General features: G+C 59.6%; 14 protein-coding genes and 2 tRNA genes. 13 read left to right on the forward strand and 3 right to left on the reverse strand.

Annotated elements, in window-relative coordinates:
- The first annotated feature begins 63 nt into the window (after positions 1 to 63).
- The 3 genes from ABE456_RS06290 (at position 64) to ABE456_RS06300 (ending at position 1,875) form a co-directional block, all read left to right on the forward strand.
- A tRNA-Phe gene (locus tag ABE456_RS06290) sits at positions 64 to 139 on the forward strand.
- 207 nt (positions 140 to 346) lie between these two features.
- Positions 347 to 1,327 (forward strand): polyphosphate kinase 2, encoded by a 981-nt coding sequence (ppk2, locus tag ABE456_RS06295; protein ID WP_346643166.1) that lies wholly within the window; start codon positions 347 to 349, stop codon positions 1,325 to 1,327.
- Between the two features lie 101 nt (positions 1,328 to 1,428).
- On the forward strand, positions 1,429 to 1,875 hold the full coding sequence (locus ABE456_RS06300) for a hypothetical protein (protein ID WP_346643167.1): 447 nt from the start codon (positions 1,429 to 1,431) through the stop codon (positions 1,873 to 1,875).
- 184 nt (positions 1,876 to 2,059) lie between these two features.
- Here the strand turns inward: ABE456_RS06300 and gabP are convergent, their stop codons facing one another.
- Complete coding sequence (gene gabP / locus ABE456_RS06305; protein WP_019096869.1) at positions 2,060 to 3,445, reverse strand: GABA permease; 1,386 nt, start codon at positions 3,443 to 3,445, stop codon at positions 2,060 to 2,062.
- Positions 3,446 to 4,087: 642 nt separating this feature from the next.
- Between gabP and ABE456_RS06310 the strand changes: the two genes are divergently transcribed.
- The 5 genes from ABE456_RS06310 to ABE456_RS06330 all read left to right on the forward strand — a co-directional run bounded on the left by ABE456_RS06310 (position 4,088) and on the right by ABE456_RS06330 (position 8,376).
- On the forward strand, positions 4,088 to 4,861 hold the full coding sequence (locus tag ABE456_RS06310; RefSeq protein ID WP_346643168.1) for an ABC transporter ATP-binding protein: 774 nt from the start codon (positions 4,088 to 4,090) through the stop codon (positions 4,859 to 4,861).
- Between the two features lie 11 nt (positions 4,862 to 4,872).
- Entirely contained in the window at positions 4,873 to 5,625 is a 753-nt protein-coding gene (locus tag ABE456_RS06315; RefSeq protein ID WP_346643169.1) for an ABC transporter substrate-binding protein, read from the forward strand.
- Between the two features lie 54 nt (positions 5,626 to 5,679).
- Positions 5,680 to 6,372 carry an ABC transporter permease gene (locus ABE456_RS06320; RefSeq protein WP_346643170.1) on the forward strand — a complete coding sequence of 231 codons (693 nt, stop codon included), beginning with the start codon at positions 5,680 to 5,682 and terminating at the stop codon, positions 6,370 to 6,372.
- Positions 6,372 to 7,061 carry an ABC transporter permease gene (locus ABE456_RS06325; protein WP_014755060.1) on the forward strand — a complete coding sequence of 230 codons (690 nt, stop codon included), beginning with the start codon at positions 6,372 to 6,374 and terminating at the stop codon, positions 7,059 to 7,061. Before ABE456_RS06320 ends, ABE456_RS06325 begins: the two co-directional genes overlap by 1 nt.
- Positions 7,062 to 7,170: 109 nt before the next feature.
- Positions 7,171 to 8,376, forward strand: coding sequence for a methyltransferase (locus ABE456_RS06330; protein WP_346643171.1), 1,206 nt, complete (start codon positions 7,171 to 7,173; stop codon positions 8,374 to 8,376).
- Positions 8,377 to 8,755: 379 nt separating this feature from the next.
- Here the strand turns inward: ABE456_RS06330 and ABE456_RS06335 are convergent, their stop codons facing one another.
- Positions 8,756 to 9,031: a DUF3077 domain-containing protein gene (locus ABE456_RS06335; protein WP_346643172.1), complete on the reverse strand. Its 276-nt coding sequence runs from the start codon at positions 9,029 to 9,031 to the stop codon at positions 8,756 to 8,758.
- A 502-nt stretch (positions 9,032 to 9,533) separates the two neighbouring features.
- On the opposite strand from ABE456_RS06335, the gene ABE456_RS06340 reads away from it, so the two are divergent.
- From ABE456_RS06340 to ABE456_RS06360, 5 genes are all read left to right on the forward strand, one after another.
- Positions 9,534 to 9,782 (forward strand): hypothetical protein, encoded by a 249-nt coding sequence (locus ABE456_RS06340; protein ID WP_346643179.1) that lies wholly within the window; start codon positions 9,534 to 9,536, stop codon positions 9,780 to 9,782.
- 98 nt (positions 9,783 to 9,880) lie between these two features.
- Positions 9,881 to 9,956: transfer RNA gene (locus ABE456_RS06345), tRNA-Thr, on the forward strand.
- Positions 9,957 to 10,120: 164 nt separating this feature from the next.
- Complete coding sequence (locus ABE456_RS06350; protein WP_346643173.1) at positions 10,121 to 11,449, forward strand: integrase arm-type DNA-binding domain-containing protein; 1,329 nt, start codon at positions 10,121 to 10,123, stop codon at positions 11,447 to 11,449.
- 893 nt (positions 11,450 to 12,342) lie between these two features.
- On the forward strand, positions 12,343 to 13,323 hold the full coding sequence (locus ABE456_RS06355; protein ID WP_346643174.1) for an integrase domain-containing protein: 981 nt from the start codon (positions 12,343 to 12,345) through the stop codon (positions 13,321 to 13,323).
- On the forward strand, positions 13,320 to 13,595 hold the full coding sequence (locus ABE456_RS06360; protein ID WP_346643175.1) for a hypothetical protein: 276 nt from the start codon (positions 13,320 to 13,322) through the stop codon (positions 13,593 to 13,595). Before ABE456_RS06355 ends, ABE456_RS06360 begins: the two co-directional genes overlap by 4 nt.
- Before the next feature lie 113 nt (positions 13,596 to 13,708).
- Here ABE456_RS06360 and ABE456_RS06365 read toward each other — a convergent pair whose 3' ends face one another.
- On the reverse strand, positions 13,709 to 13,930 hold the full coding sequence (locus tag ABE456_RS06365; protein WP_346643176.1) for a hypothetical protein: 222 nt from the start codon (positions 13,928 to 13,930) through the stop codon (positions 13,709 to 13,711).
- Positions 13,931 to 14,724: the final 794 nt, after the last annotated feature.

A 14,724-nucleotide genomic window follows, 5' to 3' on the forward strand; every position in this document is an offset into this window, starting at 1 on the left:
ATTTAAAATTTTTTAAAAAAGTCGTTGACGGGCCGTTAGAAAATCTATTTAATTCACCTCGTCGCCCAGATAGCTCAGTCGGTAGAGCAGAGGATTGAAAATCCTCGTGTCGGCGGTTCGACTCCGTCTCTGGGCACCACCTTCAAGCTTCTGGTGGTTGCAAAGTTACCCGAAGCGACAACAAGAAACCCGCCTAGTGCGGGTTTTTTGTTGTCTGTGATTTTTACCGTAGGCGTGCACCGCACCTACAAAAAGCCCCGGCAGTTATTGACCAGTATCAAATAGCCATTACCCGCTCACCTTCACAATCGAGGACGGACATCCGAATCGACTTGCAAGGACCTCCATGAGCGAAGAATCCCCCCTCCTGCTCCCCGCCCCCAGCGAACCCGCCATCACCCCAATCCGCACGCGGCGCCCACGCCAGCGCAAGCCGGAGCCAACGATCACCAGCATCAGCCAGCAACCTGCAGCACTGGAAGTGGCCACTGCCCCCAGGGGCAGCAACGAAGACAGCACCTCGGCGCGCCTACCAGCCAGTTACCCCTACCGCACCCGCCTGCGCCGCCAGGATTACGAGAAGGCCAAGCACGCGCTGCAGATCGAGCTGCTGAAGGTGCAAAGCTGGGTAAAGGAAACCGGCCAGCGCGTGGTGATCCTGTTCGAGGGCCGCGATGCCGCAGGCAAGGGTGGCACCATCAAGCGCTTTATGGAGCACCTCAACCCACGCGGCGCACGCATCGTTGCCCTGGAGAAGCCTTCCGAGCAGGAACAGGGCCAGTGGTATTTCCAGCGCTACATCCAGCACCTGCCCACGGCGGGTGAAATGGTGTTCTTCGACCGCTCCTGGTACAACCGCGCCGGGGTCGAGAAGGTGATGGATTTCTGCACACCGCTGCAGTACCTGGAGTTCATGCGCCAGGCCCCGGACCTTGAGCGCATGCTGTGCAACAGCGGCATCCTGCTGTTCAAGTACTGGTTCTCGGTGAACCGCGAAGAGCAGCTGCGCCGCTTCATCTCGCGCCGCGACGACCCGCTCAAGCACTGGAAGCTGTCGCCCATCGACATCAAGTCGCTGGACAAGTGGGAAGACTACACCGCCGCCAAGGAGGCGATGTTCTTCCATACCGACACTGCCGATGCGCCGTGGACGGTGATCAAGTCAGATGACAAGAAGCGCGCGCGGATCAACTGCATTCGGCACTTCCTGCATTCGCTGGATTACCCAGGCAAGGACCACAGCGTGGCGCATACGCCGGATGCGCTGCTGGTAGGTAGGGCCTCGCGCGGCTTCGAAGAAGACGAGCCGGCAGGGTTAGCCAGTTAGATTGCCGGGGCTGCTGCGCGCCCCCCTTTGCGCAACACTTGGGTTTCCCCGGCAACTGCGCTTCAATACGCGCACTTTTCAGCCACACCCAAGGATTCCCCATGGCCACCCCTACCAAGCAACAGAAACGCGCCAAGCGCGCCGCCAGCAAGGCCAAGCAGAACCGCATGGTACGTAGCGGCCAGGCGGTCAAGGCCAGCGCCGGTGACAGCGCCAGCGTCGAGCAGGTGTACAACAAGGCCTTGGAGTCGGGCAGCTACGACGCGATGTTCAACAAGATGAAGGAAGCCCAGGAAGGCGGCGGCCTGGTGCCGATGATCTCGGTGTTCCTGGTGGACCCGCTGCTGGCCCTGGTGCTCAAGGGGCACAACGAAGAACACGCCACCGACTACATCGTGCTGGTGTTCAACGCCTATCGCAAATGGCTGGATGGCGCTGACGAAGAGGCCACCATGGCCTGGCTGGAGAGTGATGAGTTCCAGGCGGCCTATGTGGCGGCCTCGGAGGCAGTGGCCAAACAGCAGCAACAGCAGAAGCAGTTTGGCTGATAGGGCCAAGTAACCTGCTCTGGCCTCTTCGCGGGTAAACCCGCTCCCACAAAGGGCCCCACTGACATCAAGGCCTGTGGTGAACCTCTGTGGGAGCGGGTTCACCCGCGAAAGGGCCGGAACAGGCAAACAAAAAGGCCGCACCCTTCACAGGGCGCGGCCTTTTCATTGCAGCCAGCGCGGATCAGTTATCCAGCGCCACCCGCCCGGCAGCTTCACGCTTGCGGTGTACCAGCAAGCCAGCCGCCACCACGCCAATGCTCAGCAGCGCAGTCGCGATGATCTCGGCACGATGATCCTCACGCAGCGCCATTACCACCAGGATGGCAACGATGAAGGCAATGGTCGCCCAGGTCAGGCCCGGGAACAGCCACATCTTGAAGGTAATCTTCTCGCCACGGGCTTCACGCTGGGCACGCATGCGCAGTTGCGACACGGCAATCACCAGGTACACCAGCAGCGCAATGGCGCCAGAGCTGGCCAACAGGAACTCGAATACCTGGGCCGGGGCCACGAAGTTGGCGAACACGCAGAGGAACGCCGCTGCAGTGGACAGCAGTACCGCCACGTGCGGGGTGGCCGACTTGGTGGTGCGCTGGGCAATGGCCGGGGCGTCACCACGCTTGCTCAGCGAGAACAGCATGCGCGACGAGGTGTACAGCGCCGAGTTCAGGCAGCTGGTCACGGCGATCAGCACGACGATGTCGACGATCAGCTTGGCGTTTGGCACCCCAATGCGGCTCAGCACAGTCTGGTAGGAACCGGTTTCGGCCAGCGCCGGGTCGTTCCACGGTACCAGGGCCACGACCAGGAAGATCGACACCAGGTAGAACAGGCAGATACGCCAGATCACCGAGTTGGTGGCACGGCTGATCTGCTTGCCCGGGTCCTTCGACTCGGCAGCGGCGATGGTGACGATTTCGGTACCCATGAACGAGAACATGGTGGTCAGCATCGCAGCCAGCACCGCGCCCAGGCCGTTGGGCATGAAACCTTGGGTATCGAACAGGTGGCTGGCACCGCTTACCTGGCTGCTCGGTACAAAGCCGAACATGGCAGCACAGCCCACGGCGATGAAGCCGATGATTGCCAGCACCTTGAGCAGGGCGAACCAGAACTCGAACTCACCGTAGTTCTTCACGCTGCACAGGTTGGTCAGGGTCAGCGCCAGGGTAATGATGAGGGAGAAGGCCCACAGGTCAACCGCAGGGAACCAGGCATGCAGAATGGCCGCGGCGGCGTTGGCCTCCAGCGGAATCACCAGCACCCAGAACCACCAGTACAGCCAGCCAATGGTGAAACCGGCCCAGCGCCCGATGGCGCGGTCGGCATAAGTAGAGAACGAACCGGTGTCAGGCGAGGCAACAGCCATTTCACCCAACATGCGCATGACCAGCACGACCAGCGTACCGGCGGCGGCGTAAGCCAGCAGCACGGCAGGGCCGGCAGCTGCGATGGCATGGCCGGAGCCAACGAACAGGCCGGCACCGATGACGCCAGCGATGGACAGCATGGTCACATGCCGTTGTTTGAGCCCCTGAGCGAGGTCATTGGAATTGTTACCGCTCATTAAAACTACCTTTGTAAGGAGTGGACCACTCCGACTGCGGGTACGGAGCGCGCCTGGGGTTGGCCTAGGCGTCGCTGCAATCGGCGGTTTCCTACTGGCAATTAGCGCGCCATGTGCTGAATGCATTCGTCAGAAAATGCGGCGAGCCTTTTAGCACGCGGCTTGGAGGGCTTTCGGCCATGGCTTGACCGAAAGGTCGCCAAATCATTGGATTACTGAAATACCCACTTACAAACGCACCAAAGGTGCTCCCCGGTAACACCTGTGCACCAGCGCAATGCAAAAAAGTGCAACCCATGGGTACAACCATAAGACCTCATGCAGGCCTTCGCGGGTGAACCCGCTGCTACAGGGATCGGCTGGCTTTGAGGTCAGGTTTGGGCCGCGAATGGTCTAAAACCGCTTCCATGAGCCGGCCAAAGCTGGCACCATCGCGCCTTTTTTCATCAAGGCTCTGGTGCTGGGCGAGACCTTCGCGGACATCTGCGCGACGTTACGCTGTAGCGATGCGACAAACTGCCCCACCAGCGCCCAGAGTCCCCGGCGACCCTGTTGGCCGTCATAATGCCGCTATGCTAGCTTGGCGCACGCCAGGAAGGCCGCCAACAGCTGGGAACGCACCCGATCACATGAGGACCGCACATGGCTCAGGCCACGCCCGCGCTGGAAATCCGCAATCTGCACAAACGCTACGGCGAGCAGGAAATTCTCAAGGGCATTTCGCTGACCGCTCGCGACGGTGACGTGATCTCCATCCTGGGGTCGTCCGGCTCCGGCAAGTCCACCTTGCTGCGTTGCATCAACTTGCTCGAGAACCCGCACCAGGGCGAAATCCTGGTCGCTGGCGAAGCCCTCAAGCTCAAGGCCACCAAGAACGGTGACCTGATCGCTGCCGACAACCGCCAGATCAATCGCCTGCGCAGCGAAATCGGCTTTGTTTTCCAGAACTTCAACCTGTGGCCGCACATGTCGATCCTCGACAACATCATCGAGGCGCCACGCCGCGTGCTCGGCCAGAGCAAAGCCGAGGCCATCGAAGCCGCCGAAGCGCTGCTGAACAAGGTTGGCATCTACGACAAACGCCACAGCTACCCCGCCCAGCTTTCCGGTGGCCAGCAACAGCGCGCCGCCATTGCCCGTACCCTGGCCATGAAGCCCAAGGTCATCCTGTTTGACGAGCCCACTTCGGCGCTCGATCCGGAAATGGTCCAGGAAGTGCTAAACGTTATCCGCGCATTGGCCGAAGAAGGCCGTACCATGCTGCTGGTGACGCACGAGATGAGCTTTGCCCGCCATGTGTCCAGTGAAGTCGTCTTCCTGCACCAGGGCCTGGTAGAAGAGCAGGGATCGCCGCAACAGGTCTTCGAAAACCCGACCTCGGCGCGTTGCAAGCAATTCATGTCCAGCCACCGCTAACGGAGCAATACATGCACACTTACAAGAAGTTCCTCCTGGCAGCTGCTGCCACGCTGGTGATGTCGGCAAACGCCATGGCCGCAGAAAAACTGCGCATGGGCATCGAAGCCGCCTACCCACCGTTCAACAACAAGGATGCCAGCGGTAACGTGGTTGGTTTCGACAAGGACATCGGCGACGCCCTGTGCGCCAAGATGAAAGTCGAGTGCTCGGTGGTTACCTCCGACTGGGACGGCATCATCCCGGCCCTGAACGCCAAGAAGTTCGACTTCCTGGTGTCGTCGCTGTCGATCACCGACGAGCGCAAGCAGGCCGTCGACTTCACCGAACCGTACTACTCGAACAAGCTGCAGTTCATTGCGCCGAAGAACGTCGACTTCAAGACCGATAAAGATTCGCTGAAAGGCAAGGTTATCGGTACCCAGCGCGCCACCCTGGCCGGCACCTACCTTGAAGACAACTTCCCGGGCGTCGACGTCAAACTCTACGACACCCAGGAAAACGCCTACCTCGACCTGGTCTCCGGCCGCATCGATGGCATCCTGGCCGACAAGTACGTGCAGTACGAGTGGCTGAAGAGCAAAGACGGCTCCAACTTCGAGTTCAAGGGCGAGCCGGTGCTGGACAGCGACAAGATTGGCATTGCCGTGCGCAAGGGTGACACCAAGTTGCGCGACGAGCTGAACAAAGCCCTGGCAGAAATCAAGGCAGACGGTACGTACAAGAAGATCAACGACAAGTACTTCCCGTTCAGCATCGAATGACCCGCCCTGACCTGCGCGCCCCTGCGGCGCGCAAGTCCCTAGAATGACCTGCCCATGAATATCGACCTGCACGGATTCGGTCCGGCCATGATGGCCGGCACCCTGATGACCGTAAAACTGGCGCTTTGCGCCTTGCTGCTGGGCCTGGTTTTGGGCCTGCTTGGCGCCTTGGCCAAGACCTCCGCGATCAAGCCGCTGCAATGGCTTGGCGGCTTCTACTCGACCCTGGTTCGCGGCGTGCCCGAACTGCTGTGGGTTCTACTCATCTATTTCGGCACCGTCGGGCTGATGAACAGCCTGGGCGAGGCCCTGAACATGCCGGGCCTGGAGCTCAGCGCCTTTGCCGCAGGTGTAATCGCCCTGGGCCTGTGCTTCGGCGCCTACGCCACCGAAGTGTTCCGTGGCGCCATTTTGGCGATCCCCAAGGGCCACCGTGAGGCTGGCCTGGCACTGGGCCTGTCCAAGGGCCGCATCCTGTCGCGCATTATCCTGCCGCAAATGTGGCGCATCGCCCTGCCCGGCCTTGGCAACCTGTTCATGATCCTGATGAAGGACACCGCACTGGTGTCGGTGATCGGCCTGGAAGAAATCATGCGTCACTCGCAAATCGGCGTGACCGTGACCAAGGAGCCGTTCACCTTCTATATGGTTGCGGCCTGCATTTACCTGAGCCTGACCGTTATCGCCATGGCCGGCATGCACTTCATGGAAAAACGCGCCGCTCGCGGCTTTGCGAGGGCTGAATAATGAATTGGGAAGTCATCTTCAAGTGGCTGCCACGCCTGGCCGAAGGCGCCGTTCTGACTCTGGAGCTGGTGGCCATTGCCGTGGTTGCCGGGTTGATCCTGGCCATCCCGCTGGGTATCGCCCGCTCCTCGCGCCACTGGTACGTGCGCGCCGTGCCGTTCAGCTACATCTTCTTCTTCCGTGGTACGCCGCTGCTGGTGCAGCTGTTCCTGGTCTACTACGGCCTGGCACAGTTCGATGCCGTGCGTTCGAGTTCGCTGTGGCCGTACCTGCGCGATCCGTTCTGGTGCACGGTGCTGACCATGACCCTGCACACCGCCGCCTACATCGCCGAGATCCTGCGTGGCGCGCTGCAGGCGATCCCCAAAGGTGAGATCGAGGCGGCACGGGCGCTGGGCATGTCGCGTGGCAAGACGCTGTTCTACATCATGCTGCCGCGTGCTGCGCGCATTGGCCTGCCAGCGTACAGCAACGAAGTGATCCTGATGCTCAAGGCCAGTGCCCTGGCCAGTACCGTGACCCTGCTGGAACTGACCGGCATGGCCCGTACCATCATTGCCCGCACCTACCTGCCGGTAGAGATCTTCTTCGCTGCCGGGGTGTTCTACCTGGTGATCTCGTTCCTGCTGGTGCAAGGCTTCAAGCTGCTGGAGCGCTGGTTGCGGGTGGATGCCTGCCAAGGCCGCTGAGATCTCCTGGCATTCTTCACAGGTATAGCGCCAACCTCGCATGTGGCGCTATACCTGTGGGAGCGGGTTCACCCGCGAAGAGGCCCTCAAAACCACCGCACATCTTGCCATGCCCAACCACCTCCACAGCCATCATCTAAGCACCCGCTTCCATGCCCTCGACCAGTTCCTGATCGAGCACCAACAGCTGTGGAAACCCCGCCCCTTCACCACCCTGTACCTGGGCTGGGAAACCACCCACCCCGAGCTTGCCGCCCACCTGCGCCAATGCTCCCTGGCAGACGCCGAAGCCGACAGTGCCGCTGACCATTTGCCCGCCCCGTTCCCGCAACTGGCCCTGCAAGCCCAGCAGCTATCCGCCCTCGGCAACCTCCCGCAAACCGACCTGCCCGCCGCCGCCCACCGCCTCGACGTCGCCGTCCCCGGCCGCAAATGGCAGCAGATCGAAGCCTTCGCCAGCCACCTGGCCTTCCGCGACCCGCCGCGCCACTGGCTGGACTGGTGCTCCGGCAAAGGCCACCTCGGCCGCCGCCTGCTACAACCCGGCCAGCAGCTGACCTGCCTGGAATACGACGCCGAACTGGTCAGCGCCGGCCAGGCCCTGAGCGCGCACCACCACTTGCCAGCGCAGCACGTGCACCAGGATGTAATGGCCAACGACAGTGCCCGCCACCTTGATGGTGCAAAGAGCGTTGTCGCCCTGCACGCCTGTGGCGACCTGCATGTACGCCTGATGCAACTGGCCAGCCAGCAAGGGTGCCGGCAACTGGCCGTAGCGCCTTGCTGCTATAACCGCATCGCCGTGCAGCAGTACCAGGCTTTATCCACAGCTGCGCAAGCGTCCAGCCTGCAGCTGTCGCTGGACGACCTGGGCCTGCCCCTGAGCGAAACCGTTACTGCCGGCGCCCGCGTGCGGCGCCAGCGCGACACCTCGATGGCCCGGCGCCTGGGCTTCGACCTGCTGCAACGCCAGCAGCGCCAGAATGACGAATACCTGCCGACGCCTTCCCTGCCAGTGGCCTGGCTTGAGAAGCCCTTTGAGCAATACTGCCGTGATCTGGCTGATCTGAAGCAACTGCCACTGAACGGCAACCTGGACTGGGCAGCACTGGAAGCCGCCGGCTGGCAGCGCCTGGCCGAAGTACGCAACCTGGAGCGCGTACGCAACCTGTTCCGCCGGCCGCTGGAGCTGTGGCTGGTACTCGATCGCGCCCTGTTCCTCGAAGAACAAGGCTACGACGTGCGCCTGGGCCTTTTCTGCGACTACCCACTGACCCCGCGCAACCTGCTGATCCTCGCCGAGCGCGACCGTTAGCCGCAGCACAACCTGTGGATAACTCTGTGAACAAGCTTGTGATTACCTGTTGGAGCCAAGCGCTATTTCAAGCGGTTGGCTTATTCCTGCTTGTAGGTCAAGCCCAGTAAAAACAGGCGTTTGCGCAAAGACCAGCGGTGTAGCGCTCCGGCATGCCTTTCGCGCAAGTCGTCAATGCTACTTGTGCATAAACATTTCTTGTGGTTGGCAAAAGAGGCCTCTGTGCGACCTTTGTGGGGGCAACTGTCTACTCAAAATCCAGAGGCTAGCGAAGTCATTGTGGGAGCGGGCATGCCCGCGAACACCGGCAAAGCCGGTGCCATCCACCGCGTCGTCTGTTTCGCGGGCACGCCCGCTCCCACATGGTTCGCGTCAGCCCCTAGTGCGCCTTGTTCTTGGCAATCTCGATATCGTTCATCAGCGCCTTGGCCATGTCGCACAGGTAATCGGCCGCACCGAGGAATTTATGGTCATCCTCCATATCCCCCTCGCGCACCAGGTGCTTGATATAGCCCATCAGGATAGAGACGTGCTCATAGGCCGCATCGACCGGGATGCCGGGCTGTACGCGCAGCAGATTGAGGGATGGGTTGCCGGCGGCGAGGAAGGTTTCCACGCCTGCGGTGGTGATGGGTTCGGGAATATCTTTCTTCATGGCAAAACCTTATTCGGAGGAAGGGACTGCCAGAAATCTTTCTCACGGATTTGGGGCGGCAGCCGTACGCGGGGTGAGAAACCGGTCGAATAAGGAAGCCCGGCCAGACCGAAGTCTGCCCACGTACGGCCACCATAAATGGTTAGCGCTTATTCGAAGAAGGGTTCTCACACCCGGTCGCCAGAGCGACCCGAAAACGGTATCCGTGAGCCACTTCCCCGACAACAGCGATACTTCGGCGGCGCGCGTAGGATACTTCCGAAGCATCCAAGCCCTGAAGCTTTTAGGCCCCAGGTTCAGAATCTTCGTACGGCTGCCGGCCCTTTCGCGGGTTCACCCGCGAAGAGGCCCAATCAGCCAACACAAGGCTAATGCCCAAGCGCCACAACGGTGTATCATCCCCCCCCAAATCATTAAAAAGTGACGTCGCGCGCTGCCCACCAGCCCCGCGGCCTTCTGGCGTTGCGCCAGAATCGACAATGGACCAATGGACCTGACCATCGTGACCCGAGCCAAACCCCTCGCCCTGTTGAGTTTCGCCCTGGCCCTGACCGGCTGCGCCAGCAGCACCTCGCCCCACCACAGCAGCAACCTGGGCTGGAACCACCCCGGCATGCAACTGGGCGGCGACAACGGCCTGCCCCTGCGCACCGAGAGCCCCTGCCGCAAGCGCGGCTGCGACAATGACAAGCTGTTCTTCAACCCGGGCAAAAGCGAGCCAAGCGTTACCACGATCCACCGCGGCTGGTAGGAAAATTCTCCTTTTGGGCCGGTGACTTAGGTCTTTTGCGAACATTCGCAACGAAGTGGTTTACAGGCGCCAAACGATCGTTATAATGACGCCCCATTGCCGGTATAGCTCAGATGGTAGAGCAACTGACTTGTAATCAGTAGGTCCCGGGTTCGATTCCTGGTGCCGGCACCATATCCAGCTCCATCGCGTTCCAGCGAATGCCTTGGAAGCCCCTAAAACCCGCCATTTGGCGGGTTTTTTCGTTCCAGGACCCTCCGTCGGGATCCAACAAAATACCCCATCCCTGGGGGTATTTTTAGGGTACAGCGTCTTGCCTGCATGGAGAACGTACCCTTATGCCACGCCTAGCCGTTCCTCTCAGCGACCTCAAATGCCGTACGGCGAAACCTCGCGAACGTGCCTACAAGCTATTCGACGGTGGCGGCATGTACCTCTTCGTGAAACCCAACGGCGTGAAAACGTGGCGATTGCGCTATTTCAAGCCCAGCGGGAAGGAAGGCACGCTGATCATCGGCAACTACCCCATCATCTCGCTGGCCGTCGCGAGGGCCAAGCGCGATGAAGCCAAGGCACTGTTGCTCGACAACCTCGACCCGATGGAAGAGAAGAAGAAAGCGAAGCTTGCCGCCCAACGAGCCTCCCTGCTTTTTGAAACCGTCGCCCTGGAGTGGCACGCCGAAATGTCCCGGCGCTGGACGGAGGGGCACGCCAAGACCGTCATGAGTCGGTTGCGCACCCACGTCCTCCCCCTGATAGGCCAACGCCCCATTGCTGAACTCGATACTCATGATTTGCTTGAGATCACACTGCGTATAAAAGAGCGCGGCACCATGGACGTTGCCCTGCGCGTGCAGAATTATCTCTCCACGATCATGCGAGGCGCGAAGCGAGCGCGACAGATCAGCCAGAATCCGGCGCTCGATCTGGCAGGGTCGATTCATGCCCCGCGCACCGTGCACCGCCCTGCCCTCTCACTCAACCGCCTCCCTGAACTACTCAGCCGGATCGACAACTACAACGGCCGTGAGCTAACCAAACTGGCGGTACTACTGACGCTGCACGTGTTCGTGCGCTCCAGCGAACTGCGCTTTGCTCGCTGGGATGAGTTCGACCTGCAAAGGGCGATGTGGGAAATCCCCGACACCCGCAAGCCAATCGACGGCGTACGCAATTCCACTCGTGGCACCAAGATGAGCGGAGACATACAGATGGTGCCGCTCTCTCCGCAAGTCATCGCGATCCTTGAACGGCTGCGCGGCTTGAGTCGCTTCTCCGAACTGGTGCTGCCCGGTGACCACAAGTATTGGAAGCCAATGTCGGAGAACACGGTTAACCAGGTGCTGCGCAACGTTGGCTACGACACATCCAAGGAAGTATGCGGGCATGGATTCAGGACCATGGCCTGTAGCGCCTTGCTGGAATCAGGGCTGTGGACAGACGCGGCTATTGAGCGGCAGATGAGCCACAAGGAACGCAATCGCGTGCGCGCCGCCTATATCCATAAGGCCGAATTTCTGGAGCAGCGTCGGTTGATCATGGCGTGGTGGAGTAATTACATCGATGCCAACAGATCGGGGCATGTCACTCCACATGAGTTTGCCCATCCAGCTGGGGACAACATCACCCCCTTACCAAGTGGGCGTGGCGCATTCAATCGTCGATGAACCCTCCAGATCAACGTTGGCCGCTCTTTAATCCGGGTCCATCCAAACAGGGCTGCAAAGCCGCCCTGTTTGGATGGACCTCGCTTTGAAAAGCTAAAAGCCAACCCGGATCCTTTGGATACCACTGATTTCCACCGGTGGATAATTTCATGCACAGCCCCACAAGCCACGAGGAATGGGGCGTTGACCAAAATTATCCACAGGCGTAGAACTGACTTTGTAAGCGCTGTCGATGACAGCACCTCAGGTGACCCGAACCTTAAAGGTCACGCCGCTCCCGCGGTGGTTCTCCCCAAGGGCGATTCGCATCCGGCAGCTCGCCCGGTCACCTCCCCGGTGATGGATGCTCTCTAATCTCATGGCCCTCGTGCGCCAGCGACACCGTACTGTGCTGCCCTGCAGCACCCCATCCGCTTGGCCGACTATTGCGCCAACCTGTGCCCGTCTCTTTCTGTGGAAAGAGACGGGCACTCCTGACACTGCTGCAGCCCTGATCGCACATGGCTTTGCGGCAATCCCCCTCGTGACAATCGGCGTGACAAACGCCGATGTCACCAGCAACAGCGCTGTAGATGATGGTGCCGCAGCCCAAGGAATGGACTGCACCTGACTGACAGTCAGGCATGCCCCGGTCATCGCATTGCTGCGTTCACCCGGCTCAGGATCTTCAGGCGCTGGTCTCGTCAGCCAGCACTGCCTCCACCCGCCCACCGGTAACGGTGCTTAGGAGGCCAGATCATGAGATGCCCTTGCTCCCGGTCGTAAGGAGCCGCCAGTCCCGCGTAGAGGACACTCCCCACAGGTCGCAGGGGCCTTGATCCCTGATAACACTCAACATTCTTGGCGGGATGACGTGGGGCGAGGATCGAAGAGCGGACGAAGAGGTGACCGACATGGCATTGGTGGGTAAACGCAATGGCCGTAATTTCGGCTACGGCAGGCAATTGAGCTACGCAGGTCCGCAAGCGCTGAAAGACATGTTCGGCGGCGGCCACTACGGCACGGTGAGGGCACACTGTGATCGGTGGCAGGCATTCGTGAAGTGGTGCCGCTCCGAACAAGGTCCCGGCATTAATGATGCGCGACAGATTGATCGGAAGATGTTGGCCGACTACGCGGATTATCTTCGCGAGGTAGTTAGACGCGGTGACCTCGCCATCAGCACCGCGCAAAATCGGCTATCTAGCGTTAACAGAACCATGGCGGCGCTTCGCGGTGATCAGTGCGTGAAATTGCCCAGCCCGAGCAAGGCACTGGGCATGCAGCGCACTGGGGTTCGCCACACGGTGCCGCAGGGCCAAGACCGCAAACAGGTTAGACAGATCGTCGATGCGCTTTGCCGGGGTCATCAGCAACGGGCCGCCGCAATTGTTCTGTTGGCGCGAGCCACCGGCATGCGCTTGCGTGAGGCCATCTTGGCTGATCTGCCACGGCTAAGCCGCGAGGCTAACGACCTAGGCAGGATAAACATTCAGGATGGCACCAAAGGCGGCCGCGCTGGCGCCTCGGCGCCACGTTGGATTGCGGTAACCGAGCATGTTCGAGGTGCACTTAGATTTGCACAACAGATGACGCCTGCGGGTAGCCGCAACCTGATCGCGCCACACGAAAGCTACCTTGGTGTGTTGCAAGAAATCATCCGCCCAGCAAGGGACATCCTGCATGCACACAACCTGGAAGGCTTCCATGAGCTACGAGCGGCGTACGCATGTGAGCGCTATGAGCGAATCACCCACCACCGCGCGCCTATCAACGGTGGTAAATGCTACCAGTTAGATCACCGCCTTGATCGTGAGGCCCGGAGGCAAATTAGCTATGAGCTGGGACACGGACGGATCGATGTGGTCGCGGCCTACATTGGAGGACGCATATGAGTAAGCCATTCGATATGGAACTGTTCTTGGCTGGCGTACTGACCGGGTCGAACTCAACTCGGCAACGCCATGTGCGACAGGCAAAAATCATTCAGGCCGAAATTGCAGAGCGTTGGCAGCTAGAAACACCTTGGAGTTGGCAGAAAAAACATGTTGCTTGGTTTCTCGACCACCGATTAGCGAGGCGATGCAAGGCAACACGATATTACTACCTGCTGACCGTGCGGCTGCTGACTCGCCGTTTAGAAAGAGCATGGGTCTTCAAGTGCTAAGTAGGTCTGAACTTTAGCGATAGACCGACCACAACAAACCCAAAGCTGCCGTTGACTAAGGCAATCGTCTGACACGACTGCGCTTTTGGAACCCTGAATCAACGGTGCGAGCCCTACTCAGTGTCCTCGTCGGGGCCAATGACATCATCAAAGGCTTGTAAGTCAGCGAACCGGATCCACTCCTCAAACGCAATCCGGTGTGAGCGACACGTTTCCTCCCAGTCGACGCCGCTCATTCGCCCATACGCGATCTGATTCATGGTTTCGGAAATCTGGGAGTCAAGCTCTTTCAGAAGCTTGTAGGCCTGGTATCGACCTTCTTTGGCGCTGGGCATTTAGCTCACCTTGTGGTGGATGAATGAGCTATTAGCTTCAACGGCTCATGCGGTGGACATCGCTACACGCCTTTTAATCCATGTGTTCAAGAAAATGGCCACGACTTCGACAAAAATATCTCATTCTGGAAGAAATCAAGCTGATCAAACGTGACCATCATGGCTGGTGGGAGCACCCTCATCAGCCTGACTTCGACAAATACAAAAATGGGGCGATATGATCCCCAGAGCCACTGCTTGGCATCTACGGCAGCTTTGGGTCCAGGCTGTGTGAAAACCTCCGGCGCGATTCGATTGGTTGAAAAACAACCCATAATTCGCGCTCCTACGCGAATTATGGGTCAGCTAAGCAGCCGAAACTTTTCAAATTTCACGTAGGACCGCGCTCTCTAAAGAGCTGTTAGGGTTTTCACACAGCCTGGGTCGATAGCGGTCGTCTGTAAACGCTGCCTCGAGACATTTTGTGCCCCCTGTCTTCAGCAGCAGACGCCCTCTCGCATAGCAGCAATCGAAAGGCCCCCAAAATTCCCGATTCGATTCCACAGAAAGCCATAACTAGCTGATTTTTTTATAGATACCCTTTGAGGTACGTCAAAAAATCCACCAAATTCCAGTCCCGCTAAAATCGGGGCCTCGCAGCTAACAACCGTTCGTCTGGTGCCTCAAAAGGCTCACCGAAAGGTGTAATGCTGTTCACTTAAGCATTTGAGTCCGAGCCAGGGTTTCTAGAAAATCCGATACCAGCCCCCTGGTATCGGATTTTTTTATGCCCATTCAGCAGCAATTGCTCGACC

The organism is Pseudomonas sp. TWI929, assembly GCF_039673335.1.
GTDB lineage: Bacteria > Pseudomonadota > Gammaproteobacteria > Pseudomonadales > Pseudomonadaceae > Aquipseudomonas.